Raw genomic sequence first — 23618 nt, forward strand, 5'->3', positions numbered from 1 at the left:
GTTGATTACTTGGTCAGCTTCTTTCAGGGCTGGCCAGTGAGCATGACTGACAAGAGGCTGCCTATGAGTTCAGCGTTGCGCCTGAAACTGGAAAACATCGTCAAAGAATACCCGGGCTGCCGGGCCAACGACGGCATTGATCTGCGCGTGGAAGCGGGTGAGATCCATGCGCTGCTGGGCGAGAACGGCGCCGGCAAGAGCACGTTGATGAAGGTGATCTACGGCGTGGTTCAGCCGGACGAAGGCAGGATGTTCTGGAATGGTCATGAGGTGCGGGTCAACAGTCCTGCCCAGGCCCGCAGCATGGGCATTGGCATGGTGTTCCAGCATTTTTCCCTATTCGAAACACTGACCGTGGCCGAAAACATTGCCCTGAGCCTGCCCCCCTTTGAAGCCCGCGACCGCAAAAAGCTCGATCAGCGTATTCGCGAGGTCTCCGACCGCTACGGCATGACCCTGGACCCGCGCCGCTACGTCAGCACCCTGTCCGTGGGCGAGCGTCAGCGGGTCGAGATCATCCGCTGCCTGATTCAGGAAAGCACTTTGCTGATTCTGGATGAGCCCACCTCGGTGCTGACGCCCCAGGAGGTGGCATCGCTGTTTGCCACCCTGAGGCAACTGGCGAAGGAGGGCTGCAGCATCCTGTTCATCAGCCACAAGCTCGAAGAAGTGCGCAGCCTTTGCCACAACGCCACGGTGCTGCGCCAGGGCCGGGTCAGCGGCGACTGCCGGCCCTCCGAGGTGTCGGCAACCGATATCGCCCGCCTGATGGTGGGTGATGACACGCCAATCTCCACCCGGGTGACGGCCGCGGAGCCGGGCGAGGTAATGCTGAGCGTCCAAAACCTGGAATGGCAGAGCCAGGATCCTTTCGGTACCAGCCTGCGCCAGGTGAGCCTTGAACTGCGCCGGGGCGAAATTGTCGGCATTGCCGGGGTTGCCGGTAATGGCCAGGACGAACTGCTCAAGGCTCTGTCCGGTGAGACCCGCGTCGATGGCGGCTCCATCACACTCGAAGGCAAGGGCCTGGAAAAACTCGGCCCGGATCAGAGAAGGGGGATGGGTGTGGCGATCGTCCCGGAAGAGCGCCTGGGCCGGGGAGCCGTGCCCAAGATGACGCTGGCCGATAATGCCCTGCTCACGGCCTCGGGTCAGGGGCTGGTCCAGCGGGGCATGATCCGGTTCGAACGGGTCCGGGAATTCTCCCGGGAGGTCATCCGCCGGTTCGGTGTGCGCTGCACCGGTGAAACCAGCACAGCCGGCAGCCTGTCCGGCGGCAATCTGCAGAAGTACATCATCGGCCGGGAGGCGCTGCAGAACCCGCGCCTTCTGGTGGCCTCTCACCCCACCTGGGGCGTGGACGTCGGCTCCGCCGTGGCCATTCATGAGGCACTGGTCAAACTGCGCGACGAGGGCGCTGCCATTGTTCTGATCTCCGAAGACCTGGACGAACTCTACCAGCTGTGCAACCGCATTGGCGCCCTGTGCGCCGGGCGACTGTCGCCACTGGCTCCGACCCGGGAGCTGGACATTGAACAGCTTGGCCAGTGGATGGCAGGCGAATTCGACAGTGCGGAGGCCAACCATGCTGCTGCTTGAACGCCGTCCCGTTGATTCGTCCCTGATGCGCTGGGCCTCGCCGCTGCTGGCCCTGGTGCTGACCGTAATTACCGGTTTCATTCTGTTCCTGGCGATGGGCAAGGACCCGGTGGAAGGTCTGCGCTTCTTCTTCATTACTCCGATCAGTGACCTGATGGGCCTGGCCGAGCTGGGCCTGAAAATGGCGCCCCTGCTGCTGTGTGCCGCCGGCCTGACGGTCTGTTACCGGGCCAAGATCTGGAACATCGGTGCCGAGGGCCATTTCCTGATGGGCGCGCTGGGCGCCAGCATCGTGGCCGTGCAACTGGTGGACGTGGACAGTGTCTGGGTACTGCCGGTGGTTCTGGTGGCAGGAACCCTGGCGGGCATGGCCTGGGCGGCCCTGGCGGCCGGGCTGAAAACCCACCTGAACTGCAATGAAATCCTGACCACCATCATGCTCAACTACATCGCCCTGAACCTGCTGCTGTACACGGTACACGGCCCGCTCAAGGATCCCTACGGCTTCGGCTTTCCCCAGTCGGTGATGTTTGGCGATTCCGCGCTGCTACCGGACCTGATTCCCGGCACCCGTCTGCACCTGGGCCTGGCCTTTGGTCTGCTGGCGGCGGTCGCAGTGTGGGTGATGTTTGCCCGCAGTTTCATCGGCTTCCAGCTGAACGTGGTTGGACAGGACCACCGGGCAGCAGCCTTTGCCGGCTTTGGTGCCCGCCGCCTGACCTGGTTTGCCTTCCTGGTCGGAGGCGCCACCGCCGGCCTCGCCGGCGCCTCCGAGGTTACCGGCCCGATTGGCCAGCTGGTGCCGCAGGTCTCCCCCGGGTATGGCTACACCGCCATCATCGTGGTGTTCCTCGGACGCATGCACGCCCTGGGCATCGTGGTGGCCAGTGCACTGCTGGCCCTGACCTTCATCGGTGGCGAGATACTCCAAATCGCCATGAACATGCCCAAGGCCGTCACCGGCCTGTTCCAGGGGCTGCTGCTGTTCTACCTGCTGACCTGTGACGCCTTTATCCACTACCGCATCCGCCTGAAACGGCCGGCGCACCCATCCACTCATTCCACAGCCACCGGGGAGGCCTGATATGGAACTGCTGACAAACGTGCTGGCGGCCACCGTTGTTGCCGGAACCCCGCTGCTGCTGGTGGCTCTGGGCGAACTGATCTGCGAACGCTCCGGCGTCCTGAACCTGGGCCAGGAGGGCATGATGCTGATGGGTGCCGTGGCCGGCTTCGTGGCCACGCTGACCAGCGGCAGCCTGATCGTGGGCGTGGCTGCGGCGATCGTCGCCGGTATCGGCATGTCCATGCTCTTTGCCTTCATGGCCGTCACCCTGGCGGCCAACCAGTATGCCGCTGGCCTGGCCCTGACCATCTTCGGTACCGGGCTCAGTGCCTTTCTTGGCGCCGGCTTTGTCGGCCAGTCCATTGACGGCTTCACCCGGGTGGCCATTCCACTGCTCAGTGATATTCCGGTCCTGGGCCGGGTGCTGTTCGATCAGGACCCGCTGGTCTACCTGTCACTGATCGCCTTTGCCGGCGTTGCCTTTTTCCTTCGCCATACCCGGGGCGGCCTGCTGCTGCGTGCCGCCGGTGAAGATCCGGACGCCGCCAACGCCAATGGCCTGAAGGTCCTGGTGGTGCGCTACCTGGCGGTGGCCTTCGGCGGCGGCATGGCCGGGCTGGCCGGGGCCTACCTGTCCCTGGCCTACACCCCGCTGTGGACCGAAAACATGACGGCAGGCCGGGGCTGGATTGCCCTGGCCCTGGTGGTGTTCGCCAGCTGGCGCCCGGAGCGGGTGCTGCTGGGTGCCTATCTGTTCGGGGCTGCCAGCATCCTGCACCTGGTGTTGCAGGGTCTGGGCTGGAAAAGCTCAACGGAACTGCTCGCGATGCTGCCCTACGTGGTCACCATCCTGATGCTGGTCCTGTTGTCCTGGAACCCGGCCAGAACCCGCCTGAACACCCCGCTTTCCCTTGGCCAGCCGTACCGGCCGGGGCACTAACAATAACCAACCAAGAAAACTGCACCAAAAATGACTCAGAAAATGAAACCGAGAGACCCAAACCACAGAGGTAACACCATGAAAGCACTGCGTAAAACACTGATCGCTGGCTGCGTAGCCGCCGCTCTGGCTCCGGCCGCCCACGCTGAAAAATTCTTCAGCACCTCCAGCATCTCCATCCTGCACAGTAACCAGTACCAGGGTGTCGAATTCGACGCCGGCGGTAACGGTGGTCGTGACTATGAAGCCACCTACTTCACCTTCGAGAACGCCACCGCCCATAACTGGGGCAGTACCTTCTTCTTCATTGACCGCGACCAGCCCCATGACGACGATCTGGAAGGCACCGATGAGGTCTACGGGGAATTTGCCCCCAACATCAGCGGCAGCTGGCTGACCGGCCAGGACCTGTCCTTTGGTCCGATCAAGGACGTGATGCTCTCCGGCCAGTACGAATTCGGCGGCGGCACCGAGGTGAACAACTACATGACCGGTTTCGGCCTTGCCTGGGATGTGCCGACCTTCCTGTACTTCAACACTATGTTCTACTACGTGAACAACAGCGAAATCGCAGACGACCAGCAATTGACCGTAACCTGGGGTGTGCCGTTCAACGTCGGCCCGGCCCTGTTCCTGGTCGATGGCTATATGGACTGGTCCACCTCGGCCTCGGATCACAAGTCCGAACTGCAGATCACGCCGCAGATCAAGCTGGACGTGGGTAACTTCTGGGACGCACCGGGCGTGCTATACGCCGGCATCGAGTACCAGTACTGGAACAACAAGTACGGTCTGGATGAAACCCTGATCGACGAACAGAGCTCTGTCAGCGCCCTGGTGAAATTCCACTTTTGATCCGTCACAGGAGTCCGGCAGAATCACTCTGTCGGACTCCTGATCAGATGGACAACAAGTGAGGCATGCATGACCAAGCATTCAGTTGCAGATATCCCCGTTTCCGAACCGGAGCCGGGTAACGGCAAAAGCCGGAAATACCGGCCGGGGCGCATACGGGAACGGAACCGGGAGCGCATTCTGGCGGCGGCGGAAGCCGAGTTCGCCCAGAACGGCTACAAGGGCGCCACCATCCAGAACATTGCTGAAAGGGCCGGACTGCCTAAGTCCAACGTGCTGTATTACTTCAGCACCAAAAAACGGATGTACAGCGCCATGTTCGACGACATTCTGGGTCGCTGGAACAAGGTGTTCACCGATATCCGTCCGGACGACGACCCCGCCGAGGCACTGGCCACCTTTATCCGCAATAAGGTGGAAATGTCCCGCAAGTACCCGCTGGCTTCGCGCCTGTTTGCAATGGAGATCATTCAGGGCGCGCCCTTTCTGCTGGACCACCTGCGCACCAACATGCGCGAATGGGTCCGGGGGCGGGCAGACGTCATCCAGACCTGGATCGACCAGGGCCGGATGGCACCGGTGGACCCCGTGCAACTGATTTTCCTGATCTGGTCATCCACACAACATTACGCGGACTTCCAGGTTCAGATACTGATGGTGGAGAACAAGGCCGAGTATGAAAAGCGTGACTTTGACCACGCGGCCAGCTTTCTCACCGAGGTGATCCTGAGAGGTTGCGGTCTTGAGAGTCCGACATGAACCAAACCGATTCCTATCCCAGAGACATGCGGGGGTATGGTGAGCAGCCGCCCCAGGCCCAATGGCCCGGTAATGCCCGGGTGGCTGTCCAGTTTGTACTGAACTACGAGGAAGGTGGCGAAAACTGCGTCCTGCACGGGGATGAGCACTCCGAAACCTTCCTGTCCGACATCATCGGGGCAGAAGCCTATCCCGACCGCCACATGAGCCTGGAGTCCCTGTATGAGTATGGCTCCCGGGCCGGGGTATGGCGCATTCTCCGGGAATTCCGCAAACGCCAGCTGCCCCTGACCATCTTCGGCGTCACCATGGCCATGGCCCGCAACCCCGAGGTGGTGCAGGCGTTCCGGGACGACGGCCACGAGATTGCCTGCCACGGCCAGCGCTGGATCCACTACCAGAACATGAGCGAAGCCGAGGAACGCCGGTACCTGGAAGCGGCGATTGCTGAGCACACCGAACTCACCGGCGAACCGCCGCTGGGCTGGTACACCGGGCGCGACAGCCCGAACACCCGCCGGCTGGTGGTGGAACACGGTGGCCTGGAGTACGACAGCGACTATTACGGCGACGACCTGCCGTTCTGGACCACGGTCGAGACCAGCGACGGTGAACACAAGCCACACCTGGTGGTGCCCTATACCCTGGAAGCCAATGACATGCGCTTCTGTGCCCCTCAGGGATTCAACTCCGGCGAACAGTTTTTCCAGTACCTCAAGGACAGCTTCGATGTGCTGTACGAAGAGGGTGCCGAGACCCCGAAAATGCTGTCCATCGGGCTGCATTGCCGGGTGGTTGGCCGGCCCGGGCGTTTCCGCGCCCTGCAACGCTTCCTCGACCATATCCAGCAGCACGACCGGGTCTGGATCTGCCGGCGCATCGACATCGCCCGGCACTGGAAAGCGACCCACCCGTACCAGCCCGACTGAGGCTGGGCTACAGGACATAATCGATGGCCAGACAGCTCAGGCGTTGTCATGCAGGCTGACCCCACACAACGGGACCAGATCCGGGTCTTGCGCCCGGCCACGCCCCGGGAGGCCGTAGCCCTGGCTAAAACCACCGGCGCACCCTACATCGCCGGAGGCAGCGGGCTACAGCCGGTCTGGGAACGTAACGGCAGCTGGCCGCGGCAGATCGTGGCCCTGAACCCCGGCTGGCCCGGGTTTCGGGGAATTGAAGAAACCGGTCAGGGTCTGCGGGTTGGCGCGCTGACCACGCTGGGCGAACTGGCCCAGCACCCGTTGATCCACCGCTATCTGCCTTGCCTGCCCGAGTTTATGGACCAGGTCGCCGGCCCCGGTGTTCGCCATCTTGGCACAGTCGGCGGCAACCTCTGCGCCGGGGGCGATCTGTCCGCCCTGTTTCTGGCGCTGGATGCCCAGGTGCACCGGCTTTCGGATGACGATCCGCAGGAACAGTGCCAGCCGCTGGAAGACTACAGCGCCGGTGACGGCACGCTGATGACAGCCCTGTCCATCCCCGACAGCCGCCAGTGGCGCATCGGCCTGGAAAAGCTGGGGTACCGGGAGCGTTTCAGTCCCCCCCGGGCGACCGTCGCCTGTGTTCACGACGGCCAGACAATGCGCCGGGCCGTGTGCGGCGAAGGCGGGCCCGCGCGCTTGCGTAGCAGCGAAACGGATCAGGACACAGAGCTGACAGCCGGTGGTTGGCAGGACCCGGCCCTACGGCTTGCGATTCAGCGCATGCTGGCTTTCCTGCAGGAGGACATCGCCCGTGACCACTGATCGCCCCGCCAGTATCAGCACACTCGCTGTCGACTGGGGCCCGGAAGGGCAGCCCGGTGACACCCTTTACCAGCGGATCGACGGTCAGCTCGACTACCCCACCGATCTGCTCAACCTGCCCGGACTGCTGCACGGGGCCATCCTGCGCAGCGACCAGGCCCATGCCCGGCTGCTCGCCGTGGACACCCGCGTGGCCCGGACCATGCCCGGTGTTCATTCGGTGGTGACCGCCGAGGATGTTCCGGGCCTGAACCGGTTCGGCATTGTGGTAAGGGATCAGCCGGTCTTCTGTGAGGACCGGGTGCGCTACGAGGGCGACGCCATCGCAGCGGTGGCCGCCGATACCCCGGCACAGGCACGGGCGGCCATTGCGGCGATACGGGTGGAGTACCAGCCGCTACCGGTTGTTGAGGATGCCGCCAGTGCGGAAAACCAGCCTGCCCTCCACGAAGGCAGCAATCTGCTGGCTCAGGAGAGCCTGACCCGCGGCGATGTGGATCAGGCCCTGGCCGCCTGCGCGGTGGTGGTCGAACACGAGTACCGTACCCCCCGACAGATGCACGGATTCATGGAAACCGAGGGTGGCGTCGCACTACCCGATGGCAACGGCGGCGTCCTGTTCCGGGTAGGCTGCCAGTCCGGCCACCGGGACGTGGAGCAGCTGGCAGACATCCTGGCCCTGCCCCGGGCACAGGTGTCCGTGGAAGCCATGACCACCGGCGGTGCCTTTGGTGGCAAGGACGAACTGACCATCCAGCCGGCCGCCGGCATCCTGGCTCTCAGAACCGGGCGGCCAGTGATGATCCACCTGGACCGCTTCGAATCCTGCCGGTCGGGCATGAAACGCCATCCGGTCGCCGTGCGGATGACAACCGGCTGCGATGCCCGGGGCCACCTGCTGGCACATCGGGTGGACGCGGTCCTGGACACCGGGGCCTACGCCAGCCTGGGCCCGGCGGTACTGGAGAATTTCATGGATCATGCCACGGCGCCCCTGTACCGGATCGATTCCTATGCCGTGACCGGTCGCCTGGTCTACACCAACAACGGTCTGTGTGGCGCTTTCCGGGGGTTTGGCGGCAACCAGGCCACCTTTGCCGTGGAATCCCAGCTCGACGCACTGGCCTGCAAGCTGGGCATGGACCCCGGCGAACTGCGCCGGAAAAACCTTCGCTCCCGCCAGGAGCCCGGCAGCCGGGGACAGCCGGTACGCTGGACCGCCGCACCCGCCACGGTACTGGATGCGGCCCTGGCATCGCCCCTGTGGCAGCCGGGGAACCCGGCTGGAGCACGCTGGCTCACGGGTACGGGCCTGGCGTTCGGCGCCCAGGGCAACGGCCTCGGCGATGGCCTGCCGGACAGTGGCGGCGGCCGACTGTCGCTGACCCCGGAAGGCCGTATCCGGGTGGAATTCGGGTTTGCCGACTACGGCCAGGATATCGCCGGGGCCATCACGCGCTCGGTATGTGACGCCCTGGGTTGTGGCAGTGCCGACGTGGAAGTCGTCCTGGGCCAGTCCCGGGGGCCGGACTCCGGCCCGACCAGTGCCTCCCGGAGTTCGGTAATGGTGCACGGCCTGCTGTCACGGATGCTGCCGGAATGGACACAGACCTTAAAGCGCCTGGCCGCAGAACTCACCGGCCAGCCCGCGGAGGACCTGGCGCCTGGCACCGGAGGCCTCTTTCTCCAGGGCCGCCGGCTGATCGATTACCGGGAACTGGCCGGCAAAGCTCCCCCCGATGCTCTGGTGGCCGAGGCCGGTCAGGACTTCCCGGTGGCGCCGGGGCAGGAGACTCCGGTGGGCCGCTACCTGCAACTGCAGATTGCCACGATCGCCCGGGTCATGGTGGACCGCCTGACCGGCCGGGTCCGGGTCACCGATTTGCACCACATCACCGCCGCCGGTCGGGTGATCTATCCACCCGGTTACCTGGGCCAGATTGAGGGCGCGGCGGTGATGGGTCTGGGCATGACCCTGACCGAAGACATGCCCACCCGGAAGGGTCGAATGCAACGCGACAACCTCGACCAGTACCTGATGCCAACCATCGGGGACGCGCCGGCACAGCGGGTGGATGTGGTGGATGACACGCCAGAAAACGATCCCTACCCGATACGGGGCATTGGTGAGCTGGGCATTGAAGCCGTCACGCCCGCCATCGTCTCGGCCATTGAAGCCGCCACCGGTGTCCGCGTCCGGACGCTGCCCGTCAGCCCCAGCGCCCTGCTTGAAGCCATCCAGGCCCGGGAGGCCCAGTCATGAAAGACGGCGATCAGCCCCTTGAAACCATCCGCTTCGAGCTCAACGGGCAAGCGGTCACCCGTTCGGTACCGGCGGCGGCAGCACTGATCGACCTGCTCAGGGACGGCGGCCAGGTGACCTCCGTACGCCCGGGCTGTCGCATTGGCCGCTGCGGTGCCTGCAATGTGCTGGTGGACGGTCAGGTCATGCCTGCCTGTCTGGTGATGGCCTGGCAACTGCCGGGCCGACGGATAGAAACCGTGGAAGGACTGAGCGATGACCCGGATTACCTGCGGGTGCGCCAAGCCCTGGCCCGGGAGAGCGCCCTGCAATGTGGCTATTGCACCCCCGGTTTTGCACTGTCCCTGGTCTCCGCCCTGCGCGCGAGACGCCAGGGTGGGCCGGCCGACCTGACCGAAGCGCTGACGGGCAACCTGTGCCGCTGCACCGGCTACGGTGGCCTGAAACGGGCCATCGAGCGACACCTGGGTCCGGACCCGACGGACCCATCCGTGGCATAGCGATTGCTTTAAAAACTGATCAGGTGGTCAGGTTAATGACAGGAGTGAGCATGTCCAGTTTTGCGATCCGCCATGCGGCGATCTTTACCGTCGATCCCGATAACCGGGTGATACCGGACGGCACCCTGGTGGTGCAGGACGGCGTGATCACCCGGTTGGGCGAGGACACAGAGGTCACCCTTCCCGAGGGTTGCGAGGTCATTGACGCTCAGGGCCACGCTCTGCTCCCCGGCCTGATTGACGTTCATTCCCACTCCAGCCTGATGCGGGGTGTGACCGAAAACATGCCATTGATGGAATGGCTGCCCTGGTATCAGCTCGAACACCGGGCCATGACCGAAACCTATGCCTACCATTCGGCCCGGCTTTGCTACCTGGAAGCCCTGCAGGCGGGCACCACCTGTGTCATGGACATGTTCCGGTTCATGGATCGCTGTGCCGACGCCGCTGCCGAACTGGGCCTGCGGGTCCAGTTGGCGCCTTATGTGGCAGACCGACCGGGCAAGGATTTCTTTTCCACCCGGGAGGAGAACCGGCGCCTGATTCACAGCCACCACGACACCCAACAGGGCCGGGTGCAAGTGTGGCTGGGCCTGGAGCATCTGTTTTACTGCACCGAAGACGCCTACCGGGAGGCCGCGGCACTGAGCCGGGAGTATGGCGTGGGCATCCATACCCATGCCAGCGAGCAGAAAGAGGAAGAGCAGGCGGTGACCGCCGACCTGGGCCGCCGGTCCCTGGCCATGCTCGACCACTACGGCATTCTGGGTGAGCGCACGCTGCTGGCCCACTGTGTGTGGCTCAACGATGAAGAAATCGCCCGGGTGGCGGACACCGGCACCAGCATTGCCCACTGCCCGGTCAGCAACGCCAAACTCGCCAGTGGCGTGGCCCGGGTACCCGAGATGCTTAAAGCCGGCGTGAATGTCGGTCTGGGCACCGACGGCCCGGTCTGCAACAACAGCCTCAGCCTGTTCGAGGAAATGAAATTCGCTTCCCTGATCCAGAAGGCCACCCGGCTGGATGCCACGGCCCTGCCCGCGGAGCAGATCCTGCGCATGGCCACCATCAATGGCGCCCGGGCGCTGGGACTGGACTACCAGATCGGCTCGCTGGAGGTGGGCAAGAAAGCGGACCTGCTGCTGCTTGATCTCCAGTGCGCCAACCTGACGCCTTTCTCGGTAGACGCCCGGGGCGGCAACCTGCTGTGGAACCTGGTGTTTTCCGCCGGCCCGCAGAACGTGGCTGGTGTCTGGGTCGATGGCCGCCGCCTGATCCGTAACGGCGCTCCAACTCTCGTCTCCGGTCAGACAGTGCTCACCGAAGCCCAACAGCAGGGTCTGGCACTGCATGAAGCCTGCCGGCAACTGGCCCACACCCGAACGTCCATGGTCTGACACCCCCTATCATTCAGGAGAACCCTCATGTCTTCACTACCGATCATATCCGTCGCCGGTCTTCGCAGTGACGACCCGGCCCAGCGCCGGGCTACGGCCGCCGAACTGGGACGGGCCTGCCGCGAAGTCGGCTTTTTCTATGTCACCGACCACGGCATCCCGAACGCAGTCTGCGACGATGCCTTTACCCTGGCCCGGGAGCTGTTCTCCCTGCCGGACGAGACCAAAGAAACGCTCTCTATCAAACGTTCCCCCCACAACCGGGGCTATGTGGCCATGGCCGATGAGAAGCTGAATCCGGAATCCGGCGCCGACATGAAGGAAGCCTTCAACATCGGCACCGATTTCCCGGAGGATCATCCGGATGTTCTGGCCGGCAAGCCCTTCCGGGGCGTGAATTTCTGGCCGCCGATCGAGGGCTGGCGTCAGCGTGCTCTGGACTACTTCGATCACTGTCTGGAGCTGGGCCGGACCATCCATCGCGGTTTCAGTATTGATCTGGGGCTTGAGGAAGACTTCTTCAGCCAGCACCTGGACCAGCCCGTCGCCACCCTGCGCATGCTGCGCTATCCGCCCAGCGCCGACAGCAACACGCGGGACGACGGCGGTGCCGGCACCCACAGTGACTACGGCAACATCACCATCCTGGCCACCGACCAGGTCGCCGGCCTGGAAGTGCTGAACCGTCAGGGTGACTGGATACAGGCACCCCACGTACCGGGGGCGTTCGTCTGTAACATCGGCGACTGCCTGATGCGCTGGAGCAACGACACCTATGTATCCACCCCGCACCGGGTGCGCCCCCCGGCGAAGGAACGCTACTCGGTGGCTTTCTTCCTGGAGGTGAACCCGGAGTCGGTGATTGATCCAAGGGATGTGGTCCCGGACCAGGCGCCCAAATACCAGCCAATTACCTGTGCGCAGTATCTGAAGTCACGCCTGGATGCCACTTACGACCACCGCCAGGAACCGGCCTGAGGCATCATCCGTCCAGGAGCAGGGCCGCCATCCGGTTCTGCTCCTCAACGATGTGGGGCAGTGACCGGGTCAGCAGCTCTCCCTGCTTGATCACCACCCGGCCATTGATGATGCTCCAGGCAACCCGGGGCGGCGTGCAGAACACCAGTGACGCCAGCGGATCGCTCTGGCCGCCGGCCATGGCGATATCGTCGGTGCGGAAGGCCACGATGTCGGCGCAGTAACCGGGCTGGATCCGGCCCAGGGCATCGCCACGGCCCAATACCTCGGCGCCACCCCGGGTAGCCACTTTCAGGGCCTCACGGGCGGTCATGGCGCCCGGCTCCTGATCCCGGACCCGGGCAGACAACATCGCCAGCCGCGCCTCGTCCAGCAGGTTTCCGGTGTCGTTGGAGGCGCTGCCATCCACCCCCAGCCCCACTTTGACACCGGCATCCAGCATGCGCCGCACCGGGGCTATGCCCGACGCCAGCCGCATGTTGGAACAGGGGCAGTGAGCCACCCCGGTGCCGGTGCGGGCAAACAGTTCGATGCCCGGATCGTCCAGGTGCACACAATGGGCGTGCCAGACATCGTCTCCGACCCAGCCTACATCCTCGGTGAATTCGGTGGGCGTCATGCTGTAGCGCTCCTGACTGAATGCCAGGTCTTTCCAGTTCTCGGCCGTGTGGGTGTGCAGTCCCACCTTCAGGGACCGGGCCATGGTCGCTGCCTCCCGCATCAGATCGGTGGTGACCGTGAACGGGGAACAGGGCGCCAGGGCCACACGTACCATGGCATCCGGGCTGTGATCGTGATGAGCTTCCACCACCCGCTGCATATCCCGGAGAATGGCATGTTCATCAGCCTCCACCAGCTCATCCGGCGGCAGCCCGCCCTGGCTCTGGCCCAGACTCATGGCGCCCCGGGCACCGTGGAAACGGATGCCCATTTCAGTGGCGGCCTGAACACTGTCGTCCAGGGTGATGCCATTGACATGCAGGTAGGCGTGATCCGCCGCTGTGGTACAACCGGACAGCATGAGTTCGGCCATGGCGGTGCGACTGGCGGCCCGCTGCATGGCCGGGGTGATATTGCGCCAGACCGGAAACAGGGCGCTGAGCCAGTCAAACAGTTCACCGTTCTGGGCCGCTGGCAGGGCCCGTGTCAGTGACTGGAACATGTGGTGGTGGGTATTGATCAGACCCGGGATCACCACATGACCGCTCAGATCGATAATCCGGGGGGCTTCCGTCGGACAGGTTTCCGCCGGGCCAACAGCCTCAATCCGGTTGTTGCGGATGAGGACATAGCCATTCTCGATCTCGCGGTCATCGTCGTCCATGGTGGCGATGACCCGGGCATTTTTCAGTAACAGGGTATCGGTCATTGTTGCGTGGTTTCCGTTGTTCAGGAGGATGAGTGTGTGAGGGCGGTGGTGGCCGCAAAGCGGGCCAGGTGATCAGCGACCGCTTCCGGGGCGATCACCTGGGGCACATGGCCGGTATCCAGGGAAACGACGGTTGCGCCGGGCACACGACGCTGCATTTCGCGCTGCACCGGCAGCACCACCGAGCGGTCTTTAAGAGCTTCCATATAAAGCCGCGGCAGTTGCCCGAACCGCTGCCCGGTCCAGTTCGGCACCAGGGCCCGGCTGCCCTCCGCCTGCGGCCCGAATCGGGGAATCACCTGCCGGGCCTCGTCCTCGGCGAGGTCCTGCAGGAAGATCTCCCGTATCGCCGCCGGCGGCACCCGGGAGACAGGCTCTGCACTGTCCCAGGCCAGATGGGGCCCGATGCCGGCGGCTTCGGGATGCGCGCCGATCATGGAGGCCACCAGCTCTCCGAAGCCGATGCCGGAAGGCAGCATCATGCCCGCCAGATAGGCCACGCCCAGGGTGCGCTCCGCCAGCGCTTCCGCCAGTTGGGTCGCCACCACGCCACCCCCGGAATGGCCCACCAGCAGCACAGGACCGGTGATCTCAGACAAGTCAGCCTGCAACTCATCGACACATCCCGCCAGAGACGCTTCCCGGGGGTCGCCCAGACGCTCCCCGCAACCGGGCAGGTCCGGAGCCAGCACCCGGAATCCCCGAGCTTCAAGGCAGGGTGTCAGGCGATCCCAAACCCAGCCACCGGCCCAGGCACCGTGGATCAGTACCACGGTAACGTCGGACTCAGGCATAGGTCCTCCGGTACATCTCCATCAGGTGGGCTTCCACGGTCGTTGGCGGGTAATGGGGCTGGTCGCCGGCTGCCAGGCAGGTGGGCAGGCACCGTACCTCGTGGTCCGGATTGCCGCTGAAGAAGAAGGGCACCGAATAGCGCTCCTCGCCCGAGGTATTGACCACCCGATGCAGGGTTGAGCGATAACGGTCGTTGGTCCAGCGGGCGATCATGTCACCAAGGTTGACCACGAATGCTCCGGCAACCGGCTCCGCATCAAGCCACTGGCCGGTATGTGGATCCCGCACCTGGAGTCCCGGCTTGTCATCCAGCAGCAGGATGGTGATACCGCCGAAGTCCGTGTGGGCGCCGCACCCCTTTTCACCGGGCTCGGGCCGGGCCGGCTGGGGCGGGTAGTGCAACAGCCTCAGGGTCGACAACGGCTGGTGGCAGAAATCATCAAAAAAGGCCTCATCGAGCCCAAGCGACAGGGCCAGCGCGGACATGATCCGGGCGCTGAGCTCATTGAGCGCATCAAAGTACCCGGTCATGGTACGGCGGAACTCCGGCAGAGTGGCGGGCCACTGGTTCGCCCCCTGATTGAAGCGCCCCGCCTGCACCCTTGGGTCTGAGGCATCCAGCTCCTCGCCGATATAGAAGCCTTCTTTCAGATCCGGGGGCGAACCGGGTTCCAGGGTCTGTCCCTTGAGAGGCTCGTAGCCCCGGTTTGCCGGGGATCGGCTCTTGTTGATCACTTCTTTCTGCGCGTCCGGCAGATCAAACAGCGCCCGGGACTGTTCGAAGACACGCTTGATCAGCTCACCGTCGATGCCGTGCTCACAGACGTAAAAGAAGCCATGCCGGAGACAGGCCTGTTCCAGGCTTCTGGCCAGTTGCTGGCGGTCGTTTTCGCTGCCATCCAGCAGAGACAGGTCAATCATCGGCAGTGCAGGCGGTGTCAGGTGAGACTGGGTCATGGTGTGCTCCGGGGCGCATAATCAAAATTGTCCAGATGGTCAGTAATTCACAAAGCATGCCACAGTCCGCACAGGGATTGCCCCTGCCAGGCCGGCGGAGCGCGGGGTTTTCCAGCCAGGAGTCCCGTTCAGAACCGGCATTCAGGCCTCATGTCGGGGCGCATAGGTGTTTTCTGCACCGGATTTGAGCGTTTCCATCCAGACTCCCCACCCCCGAAATCACAGCCTTCACGCTCATTGGCCCGCTTTTTGTCGCAAAAACCCACAGGCATCGACCCCATAAACCGACGCTCTGTAAGGGGCTTGCGCGATTTTCGTTGCAGTTTCTGGCAACCGCACCCGAATCTGGCCTGCCCTTTGCTTCAAAGATATAAAACCTGACCGATTGTTCAATAAATCAGATAACGAAAATCATGAAAGGGGAATCCACATGCGCAAAGGTTTCACACGTTCCGTTCTGATCGCGGCGTCGCTGGCCGGCGGCCTGATGACCCAGGCTGCCCTGGCGGCTGACCAGGTTACCTATCAGCTGGACTGGCTGCCGGGCGGGGACAAGTCCCCGGTCTACGTTGGTGTCCAGCAGGGCTTCTTTGAGGACGAGGGTCTGGAAGTCAGCATCGCCAGCGGACGCGGCTCCACCGATGCCATCACCAAGATCGCCACCGGGCAGGCAGACATTGGCAGTGCCGACATCGGTTCCCTGATGGCCGCCAAAGCCCAGGATGATTCGCTGCCGGTAAAAGCCGTCTACAGCATCTTTAACCAGGCCCCCCACGCCTTCTTTACTCTTGAGAAAAACGGCATCAGCGAACTGACGGACATTGAGGGCAAAGAGGTGGCCACCTCGCCGTTCACATCATCCAATGCCTTCCTGCCCCTGGTACTGAAGGAAAACGGCATGGCCGAGGACGCCGTCAATCTGACCAAGGCCGATCCCGGTGCTCTGGGCCCCATGCTGATGAACGGCGGTACCGACGCCATCATCGCCTGGGTGACCAACATTGCCCTGTTCGAGAGCCAGGCCGACGCGACCGGCAACAAACTGGTGGTACTGCCCTGGTCGGATGCCGGCCTGGAGCTCTACTCCTCGTCGGTTGTCGCCAGCGAAGCCTTCCTGAGCGAACGGCCGGACGTGGCCAAGCGCTTCATGCGTGCCTTTGACAAGGCCCTGAAATTCACCAGCGAGAACCCCCGTGCTGCCGCCGAAGACCTGCACTCCATGGTGCCGGAAGTCGATGTTGACGTGGTTACCGCGCAGATTGACGACACCATGGAACTGGTCATCAACGCGGTCAGCGAACGCGATGGCCTGGGCGCGCTCACCAGGGAACGCGTGGCCCTGACCTGGGACTGGGTGGCACAGGCGGAAAAAGTCGAGAAAGACAAACTGGACCCGGAAAGCATCATCGACCGCACCCTGCTTGAGGCCCTGTAAACATGACCTCGCCCGCCACCAACCGTTCGTTCGTCCGGCTCTCCGGAGTCGGACACCGGTACGACCCGGACCCGCAGGTGCCGCCAGCGGTAACCGCGATCGATCTGGATATACGCCGGCACGAGTTCGTGGCCGTGGTCGGCCCGTCCGGCTGCGGCAAGTCCACGCTGCTGAGAATGATCTCCGGCCTGCTGACGCCCAGTGAGGGTGAAGTCTCCGTCTTTGGCAAGCAGGTGGACGGCCCCCGGGACGACATTGGCATCGTGTTCCAGAAGCCGACGCTGCTGCCCTGGCTGACTGTACGCAAGAACGTGCTGTTTCCCCTGAAACACAAGTTCGGGCGTTACAGCCAGCAGGATGAGAAACGGGCCGACGATCTGTTGGCCATGGCGGGCCTGGCGTCTTTTGCCGGCAAAATGCCGGACGAACTGTCCGGCGGCATGCAGCAGCGCGTGGGCATTGTCCGGGCGCTGCTGCTGAACCCCGACATCCTGCTGATGGACGAGCCGTTTTCGGCGCTGGATGCGATGACCCGCGAGCAGATCGGTTTTGATCTGCTCAAGATCTGGGAGGACAACCCCAAGACCGTGCTGTTCATCACTCACTCCATTGCCGAAGCGGTGCTGCTGGCCGACCGGGTGCTGGTGATGAGCAAACGCCCGGGCACCATCCTTGAGGTGCTCGATGTGGATCTACCCCGGCCCCGCACCAGCCACACCATTTCCGAGCCACGGTTCGGGCAACTGACCGAGCGTCTGAGGAAGCATATCTATGAGCCCGAAGCTGCCTGACGGCAAAGCGGGGCAGCTTGTGCTGATGAGCGCGCCCTGGCTGTTTTTCATCGCGCTGATTGTGCTCTGGGAACTAGTCTGCCGGATCTTCGAGTTGCCGGCCTATGTCCTGCCGGCGCCCTCGGCGATCACCGCAGCCTTTTTCGAGGTGGAGATGAGCCGCTGGTTCACCCATCTCTGGGCCACGTTGCGGGTGGCTCTGATGGGCTTTGCCGTCTCCATTGCCATCGCGCTGCCCATCGCCATTGCGATGATGCGCTCGGAACTGCTGAACCGGACACTCTACCCGCTGCTGGTGGTGATCCAGTCCACACCGGTGGTGGCGGTGGCGCCGCTGATCATCGTGCTGATGGGCTCCGATGACCCGTCACGGGTGCTGATCACCTGTCTGCTGACGTTCTTCCCGCTGGTGGTCTCCACCGCCACCGGGATCAACGAGACACCGCCGGAACTGATTGAGCTGAGCCGGTCTCTGGACGCCCCCACCCGCCGGGAAACCTGGCAGATTCGCATACCCTATGCCATTCCCCATATTTTCAGCGGTCTGCGGGTGGCGATCACGCTCGCCATTATCGGCGCGGTGGTTGCCGAATTCGTCGCCGCCGAAGAGGGCCTGGGCTACTTCATCCAGTTTTCCACATCGTTCTTCCGGATACCCCAGGCGTTTGCCGGGCTGTTCTTCCTGGCGGTGGTCAGCCTGCTGCTGTTCAAGTCCGTGCAGTGGGCACAGCAACTGTTTTTCCCCTGGAGCCTTCCCAAGAAGAAGCGCTGAGCCACCGAATCACAGGAGGTAGACCCAGTGAGTGAACTCGAAAAACTGGACGAGGCCGACCTGGCGCTGATGCGCCGGGTGCTGGCCCTGGCCGAGTCCCTGGCCAATGACGGGATCCATCCGTTCGCGGCATTGCTGGTGGACGATCAGGGCCAGGTCCTGATGGAGCAGGGCAACGCTTACCTGCCGGACCATGACATGACCGGCCACGCCGAGCGGGTACTGATGACCCGCGCCAGCAAAACCTGGCGCCCGGACTTTCTGGCCCGATGCACCATGTATGTATCCGCCGAACCCTGCTGCATGTGTGCCGGGTCCGCCTACTGGGCCGGCCTTGGCCGGGTAGTGTACGGGTTGAGTGAACACCGTCTGAAACAGATCACCGGCAATCACCCGGAAAACCCGACTCTGGACCTGCCGTGCCGGCAGGTGTTCGAGTCCGGGCAAAGACCGGTAACGGTGATCGGCCCGGTCCTGGAAGACGAAGCCGCAACGGTGCACAAAACCTTCTGGCAGAACCACGGACACTAAGGAGCGCACGATGACAGCAAGCCGGGTAACCGTGGTTGTCGACTCCCGCTACGGCAGCACGCTGGCACTGGCCCGCGCCGTGGCTGCCGGTGCCGAATCCGAAGGGGCCGAGGTGCGCCTGTGCCGGGTGGATATTGAAGAGGCGGAGTTCAGCGTGGACACCGAACGGACGGACTTCATCGCCGCCCAGGCCGAATACCGGGCCCTGCCAAGGGCCACCGCCGAGGACCTGGCCTGGGCCCGGGGCATCGTCTGGGGCTCGCCAACCCGTTACGGGCTGATGAGCACGCCGTTAAGGGCATTTATTGATGAAATCGCGCCGCTCTGGCGCCAGGGCGCGCTGATCGGCAAGGTCGGCGCCGCCTTCACCTCCACCGGGGGGATGCACTCCGGCAACGAGATGACCCTGCTGTCGCTGCTGATGCCTTTTCTCCAGCACGGCATGGTACTGGCCGGCGTGCCCCACAGCGTGCCGGAACTGGTCCGCACTGAAAAAGGCGGTTCGCCCTATGGCGCCACCACCGTGACCGGCTTTGACGGCACCCGGGGCGTGGACGCCAATGAACTGGCCATCGCCCATGCCCTGGGCGCCAGAGTGGCCCGGCTCTCGGGCTGGCTGCAGCCGGAACCCGCCTCGGTTGAGCTCGCCGCCTACAGCCAGTAACCCGCGTTTTGATGTTCAGGTTTGATGTTGTGTTGTCCTTGGCCGCCTTCGGGCGGCATTTTTTTGGGCAAAAGTGGAGCACATGCACAGGGCCGGTTCGAAACCTGCGAAAACATCCCTCGAAAACCTTTGCCAAATAAATACAACTGTCTGATTTTAGACAATTTATAAAAAAATAGGATTGGTACAACCATTGCTTTAAAAACCTGAGCAACTGGTCAACTTAAACCAAAAAAGCCAGGAAAGGAGAGAACCATGAAAAACAGACTGACTTCCGCGCTGGGCGGCTCGCTGATCGCGGCCGGGCTACTCAGCCTCTCGCCGGTCTCGGCGGAAACACTGGACAAAGTGGTCTTCGGAACCAACTGGTACGCCCAGGCGGAGCATGGCGGTTTCTATCAGGCGTTGGCGACGGGCCTCTATGAGGAGCAGGGGCTGGATGTCGAGATCAAGATGGGCGGGCCCCAGGTCAACGGCACACAACTGCTGGTGACCGGCCGTTACGACCTGCTGATGGGCTACCCCATCGGCAACATCAATGCCGTCGAGAAGGGCCTGCCGGTCATGACGGTGGCGGCCTCCATGCAGGGCGACCCCCAGTCACTGGTGGCACACCCCCACGTGGAGTCCATCGAACAGATCAAGGAGGAAGGAATGCCGGTCTACCTGGCCACCCACGCCCATTCCACCTTCTGGCCCTGGCTGAAAGCGGAGTACGGCTTCGAGGATGACGTGGTCCACGCCTACACCTTCAGTGTGGCGCCTTTCCTGAACGACAAGAACATCGTGCAGCAGGGTTACCTGTCGTCCGAGCCCTTTGCCATTAAGCAGGCCGGCATCGAACCCAAGGTCTTTCTGCTGTCCGACTATGGCTACCCTCCCTACGCCACCACCATCGAAACCACCAAAGGCATGATCGAAGACCGCCCGGACGTGGTGAAACGCTTTGTGCAGGCCAGCATGGAAGGCTGGAAGAGTTACCTGGAAAACCCGGAGCCCGGCAACCGCCTGATCATGGAAGCCAACCCGGAAATGACGCCGGAGCAGATCGCCTACGGCATCGAGAAGATGAAAGAGTATGAGCTGATCACCGGTGGCGACGCCCAGACCCAGGGCATCGGTGTGATGACCGAAGAACGCTGGCAGAAGATCAAGGATTTCATGGTGGAGGCGGATCTGGCCTCCGAAGACCTGGATCTCAGCGAGGTCTACACCCTGGAGTTCCTGCCGGAAGAGCCGGTACTGCCCTAGTCATCCATCCACAGCCTGATGCCGGCCGGGCTTCCCGTGCCGGCTTTGGAGACATGAGTATGCCCGCAAACACAGCGTCCGAGTTGCCGAGCGCCGAAGAGGCAGCCACAACCGGACCGGTCACCCGGGGCCGCCCGGTTCTGGAAGTCGATGGCGTCAACAAGGTTTATGGCAACGGCACGGTCGCCCTAAAGGGCGCCGACCTGACCGTCTGGCAGGGGGAATTTGTCAGCCTGCTGGGGCCATCCGGCTGCGGCAAGAGTACCCTGCTGCGGATCATGGCCGGGCTGGGTGAGGTCACCACCGGCACCGTGCAATGGTGGGAGCAGGATTACGGCGTGGTGGGCAGCGAAGGACGCAAACTGGCGTTCGTGTTCCAGAACGCGACCCTGATGCCCTGGGCCCGGGTTCGCAAGAATGTGCGTCTGCCGCTGGACCTGGAGCACGCCGGCAATGCGCCCGGTGTCGAGGAAAAGATCGACAGTGCCCTGGATATGGTCGGCCTCAAGGGCTTTGACGACAGCTTCCCCCGGGAACTGTCCGGCGGCATGCAGATGAGGGCGTCCATCGCCCGTGCCATGGTCACCGAGCCCGACCTGCTGCTGATGGACGAGCCCTTTGGTGCGCTCGATGAGATGACCCGAAACAAGCTCAACGATGATGTTCTCAAACTCTGGAAGGAGAAGGGCTGGACCATCGTGTTCGTGACCCACAGCGTCTATGAGGCGGTCTACCTGTCCAGCCGCGTGGTTGTGATGGCGGCCCGTCCGGGACGCATCGTGGACGATATCGAGATCCGTGAACCCTACCCCCGATCGCCCGATTTCCGGGTCTCCACCGAATTCGCCGGCTACTGCCGCCAGGTATCGCAGGCCCTGGAAAGAGCCAGCAGCATGGGTGAGGAAACACAGGGGCAGCCGTCATGAAAACACCATTGATACAGAACGAACGCTTTGTACAGGTCGCCGCGCCTTTACTGGTCGGTGCCCTGGTGCTGCTGATGTGGCAACTGGCGGTCATGGCACTGGAAGTGCCGGTTTACATCGTGCCCAGTCCGGTGGATATCGCGCAGTCACTGGTGAACGACTTCCAGTCCCTGTTCAACGCGTTGATGATGACCCTCAAGGTGACCTTCCTGGCCTTCGCCATTGCCGTTGTGCTCGGGGTGGCCGCCTCCCTGCTGTTCGTGCAGAGCAAGTGGATTGAAATCAGCCTGTTTCCCTACGCCGTGCTGATGCAGGTGACACCGATTGTGGCCATCGCGCCCCTGATCATCATCTGGGTGAACGACACCACCTGGGCGCTGACCATCTGCGCGGTGATCGTGGCGATCTTCCCGATCATCTCCAACACCACCCTCGGCCTGCGCAGTGTCGATCCCAACCTGTTGAGCATGTTCCGCATGTACCGGGCCGGCCGCTGGCAGGAACTGGTACGCCTGCGCATTCCCAGCGCCCTGCCTTACTTTTTTGGCGGGCTGAGGATCAGTTCCGGGCTGGCACTGATCGGCGCCGTGGTGGCGGAGTTTGTCGCCGGCACCGGCGGTGCCAAGGCCGGCCTGGCCTATACCATCCTCCAGTCCGGCTACAAACTGGAGATTCCGAAGATGTTTGCCGCCCTGATCCTGATTACGCTGACCGGCATTCTCCTGTTCGCCCTGATGGTCTGGCTCTCCGACCGGGCGCTGCGTAACTGGCATGAGAGCGCCCTGAAGGTTGAACACTGAATGGCCCAATCCATCGACACGCTGCCCTCCACGGGGGGCAGCTACGCCTGGCGCAGGGGCTACCTGCTTCTGGCGTTCACAGCCCTGACCTGGGGCATCAATTTTCCCATCCTGAAAATGGGGCTGGCCTACAGCCCGCCCCTGATCTACACCACCCTGCGGATGATTCTGGGTACCATCACCATGTTCGTGATCGCCCGGTTCATGGGCATCCTGCGGGTGCCGCACCGGGCAGACATACCGGTGGTATTCTCGGTGGGCCTGTTGCAGAACATGGGCTTTATCACCCTGGTGACCATCGGCATGCAGTTCATGCCCGCCGGGCGCGCCGCCATCCTGGCCTACACCTCGCCGATCTGGGTGGTACCGGCCGCGGCCCTGTTGCTGGGCGAACGCTTCACCCTGTTCCGGGCGCTGGGTACGGGGCTGGGCCTGGCCGGCCTGACCGCCATCTTCAATCCGCTGAGCGTGGACTGGCACGCCCGGGGCATGGCCACCGGCGGCGGCCTGATCGTGCTGGCCACCCTGGTATGGACCGCCGGGCTGATCCACGTGCGCCGGCATCAGTGGCGCGGGGATGTGCTGTCGCTTATTCCCTGGCAACTGCTGTCGTCAGTGTTCCTGCTGGTGCCCCTGTCCCTGCTGATGGAGGACGTGAACAGCATCCGCTGGGAGCCGGCGTTTCTGGTCAATGTCTTCTTCAGCGGCGCTATTGCCTCCGGCGTCTGCGTGGCTGCTCAGGTGGGCGCCATCCGCTCCCTACCGGCGGTGACCATGTCCCTGAACTCCGCCGCTGTACCCGCCGTCGGCCTGGTGTCCTCGGCCATCATACTGAACGAGCAGCCGGGCTTCCCGGACATCCTCGGGTTCTGCCTGATCGGCTGCGGCATTCTTGTGGTGGGCCTGGCAGACCGGCACCAGGCCCGGCGGATGCGCCGAAAGGCTATGAGCCTTCGGTGATGACATTCCGAACCATCAGCCACAATCCGATACTGAACTTTGCGTCAGATATCCTCAGTTCTATTCCAAAATCACCACTCGCCCCTGTGATTGGCAGCAGATATAAATTAACATCAGCCCTATTGCTGCCGTCATACCCTTCGGCTTTTGGATCTTCCTGATTTGGCTCTGTCATATCAGCACGAATGCCAACCGCACAACGGCCCGCAATTAGTCTCCCCGACATGGGAAACCCCCTGTATTGATCTGGAGACTTCTATCG

The 23618-nt window shown here is 63.2% G+C and carries 23 protein-coding genes; 20 read left to right on the top strand and 3 right to left on the bottom strand.

Annotated features, from left to right (window positions below; all coding sequences use genetic code 11):
• Positions 1–63 precede the first annotated feature (63 nt).
• From HNR38_RS08070 to HNR38_RS08120, 11 genes are all read left to right on the top strand, one after another.
• Positions 64–1599, top strand: coding sequence for an ABC transporter ATP-binding protein (locus HNR38_RS08070; RefSeq protein WP_183701901.1), 1536 nt, complete (start codon positions 64–66; stop codon positions 1597–1599).
• Positions 1586–2683 (top strand): ABC transporter permease, encoded by a 1098-nt coding sequence (locus tag HNR38_RS08075; RefSeq protein WP_183701904.1) that lies wholly within the window; start codon positions 1586–1588, stop codon positions 2681–2683. Before HNR38_RS08070 ends, HNR38_RS08075 begins: the two co-directional genes overlap by 14 nt.
• A 1-nt stretch (position 2684) precedes the next feature.
• Positions 2685–3605 carry an ABC transporter permease gene (locus HNR38_RS08080; protein ID WP_183701907.1) on the top strand — a complete coding sequence of 307 codons (921 nt, stop codon included), beginning with the start codon at positions 2685–2687 and terminating at the stop codon, positions 3603–3605.
• Positions 3606–3683: 78 nt separating this feature from the next.
• Positions 3684–4460, top strand: a complete 777-nt coding sequence (locus tag HNR38_RS08085) for an outer membrane protein OmpK (protein WP_183701910.1) — start codon at positions 3684–3686, stop codon at positions 4458–4460.
• A gap of 69 nt (positions 4461–4529) precedes the next feature.
• Complete coding sequence (locus HNR38_RS08090; RefSeq protein WP_183701913.1) at positions 4530–5219, top strand: TetR/AcrR family transcriptional regulator; 690 nt, start codon at positions 4530–4532, stop codon at positions 5217–5219.
• Positions 5216–6148: an allantoinase PuuE gene (gene puuE, locus HNR38_RS08095; RefSeq protein ID WP_183701917.1), complete on the top strand. Its 933-nt coding sequence runs from the start codon at positions 5216–5218 to the stop codon at positions 6146–6148. Before HNR38_RS08090 ends, puuE begins: the two co-directional genes overlap by 4 nt.
• Before the next feature lie 48 nt (positions 6149–6196).
• Entirely contained in the window at positions 6197–6967 is a 771-nt protein-coding gene (locus tag HNR38_RS08100) for an FAD binding domain-containing protein (protein WP_183701920.1), read from the top strand.
• Positions 6957–9230 (top strand): molybdopterin cofactor-binding domain-containing protein, encoded by a 2274-nt coding sequence (locus HNR38_RS08105; protein ID WP_183701923.1) that lies wholly within the window; start codon positions 6957–6959, stop codon positions 9228–9230. The genes HNR38_RS08100 and HNR38_RS08105 overlap by 11 nt, the downstream gene beginning before the upstream one ends.
• Positions 9227–9730, top strand: coding sequence for a (2Fe-2S)-binding protein (locus HNR38_RS08110; RefSeq protein ID WP_183701926.1), 504 nt, complete (start codon positions 9227–9229; stop codon positions 9728–9730). Before HNR38_RS08105 ends, HNR38_RS08110 begins: the two co-directional genes overlap by 4 nt.
• A gap of 50 nt (positions 9731–9780) precedes the next feature.
• A complete protein-coding gene (locus HNR38_RS08115) occupies positions 9781–11127 on the top strand; it encodes an amidohydrolase family protein (protein ID WP_183701929.1) in 1347 nt (448 codons plus the stop codon).
• A gap of 27 nt (positions 11128–11154) precedes the next feature.
• Positions 11155–12105: an isopenicillin N synthase family dioxygenase gene (locus tag HNR38_RS08120; protein WP_183701932.1), complete on the top strand. Its 951-nt coding sequence runs from the start codon at positions 11155–11157 to the stop codon at positions 12103–12105.
• A gap of 4 nt (positions 12106–12109) precedes the next feature.
• Here HNR38_RS08120 and HNR38_RS08125 read toward each other — a convergent pair whose 3' ends face one another.
• From HNR38_RS08125 to HNR38_RS08135, 3 genes are read right to left on the bottom strand one after another with little or no spacing between them, the layout of a single operon-like run.
• Positions 12110–13474, bottom strand: coding sequence for an 8-oxoguanine deaminase (locus HNR38_RS08125; protein WP_183701936.1), 1365 nt, complete (start codon positions 13472–13474; stop codon positions 12110–12112).
• Positions 13475–13494: 20 nt separating this feature from the next.
• A complete protein-coding gene (locus tag HNR38_RS08130) occupies positions 13495–14268 on the bottom strand; it encodes an alpha/beta fold hydrolase (protein WP_183701940.1) in 774 nt (257 codons plus the stop codon).
• The gene (locus HNR38_RS08135) at positions 14261–15226 is read right to left on the bottom strand and encodes an isopenicillin N synthase family dioxygenase (RefSeq protein ID WP_183701943.1); all 966 of its coding nucleotides are present in this window, start codon (positions 15224–15226) and stop codon (positions 14261–14263) included. The genes HNR38_RS08130 and HNR38_RS08135 overlap by 8 nt, the downstream gene beginning before the upstream one ends.
• A 430-nt stretch (positions 15227–15656) precedes the next feature.
• On the opposite strand from HNR38_RS08135, the gene HNR38_RS08140 reads away from it, so the two are divergent.
• From HNR38_RS08140 to HNR38_RS08180, 9 genes are all read left to right on the top strand, one after another.
• The gene (locus HNR38_RS08140; RefSeq protein WP_183701946.1) at positions 15657–16661 is read left to right on the top strand and encodes an ABC transporter substrate-binding protein; all 1005 of its coding nucleotides are present in this window, start codon (positions 15657–15659) and stop codon (positions 16659–16661) included.
• A 2-nt stretch (positions 16662–16663) separates the two neighbouring features.
• Positions 16664–17452, top strand: a complete 789-nt coding sequence (locus HNR38_RS08145) for an ABC transporter ATP-binding protein (RefSeq protein WP_183701950.1) — start codon at positions 16664–16666, stop codon at positions 17450–17452.
• On the top strand, positions 17433–18224 hold the full coding sequence (locus tag HNR38_RS08150) for an ABC transporter permease (protein ID WP_183701952.1): 792 nt from the start codon (positions 17433–17435) through the stop codon (positions 18222–18224). The genes HNR38_RS08145 and HNR38_RS08150 overlap by 20 nt, the downstream gene beginning before the upstream one ends.
• A gap of 27 nt (positions 18225–18251) precedes the next feature.
• The gene (locus HNR38_RS08155; protein WP_379919069.1) at positions 18252–18755 is read left to right on the top strand and encodes a nucleoside deaminase; all 504 of its coding nucleotides are present in this window, start codon (positions 18252–18254) and stop codon (positions 18753–18755) included.
• Between the two features lie 10 nt (positions 18756–18765).
• Positions 18766–19419 carry an NAD(P)H:quinone oxidoreductase gene (gene wrbA, locus HNR38_RS08160; protein WP_183701955.1) on the top strand — a complete coding sequence of 218 codons (654 nt, stop codon included), beginning with the start codon at positions 18766–18768 and terminating at the stop codon, positions 19417–19419.
• 255 nt (positions 19420–19674) lie between these two features.
• Positions 19675–20670: an ABC transporter substrate-binding protein gene (locus HNR38_RS08165; protein ID WP_183701958.1), complete on the top strand. Its 996-nt coding sequence runs from the start codon at positions 19675–19677 to the stop codon at positions 20668–20670.
• Positions 20671–20729: 59 nt separating this feature from the next.
• On the top strand, positions 20730–21596 hold the full coding sequence (locus HNR38_RS08170) for an ABC transporter ATP-binding protein (protein WP_183701960.1): 867 nt from the start codon (positions 20730–20732) through the stop codon (positions 21594–21596).
• Positions 21593–22396, top strand: a complete 804-nt coding sequence (locus tag HNR38_RS08175) for an ABC transporter permease (protein ID WP_183701962.1) — start codon at positions 21593–21595, stop codon at positions 22394–22396. Before HNR38_RS08170 ends, HNR38_RS08175 begins: the two co-directional genes overlap by 4 nt.
• On the top strand, positions 22397–23356 hold the full coding sequence (locus tag HNR38_RS08180; protein WP_183701964.1) for a DMT family transporter: 960 nt from the start codon (positions 22397–22399) through the stop codon (positions 23354–23356).
• Positions 23357–23618 lie beyond the last annotated feature (262 nt).

The organism is Marinobacter oulmenensis, assembly GCF_014201735.1.
Lineage (GTDB): Bacteria > Pseudomonadota > Gammaproteobacteria > Pseudomonadales > Oleiphilaceae > Marinobacter > Marinobacter oulmenensis.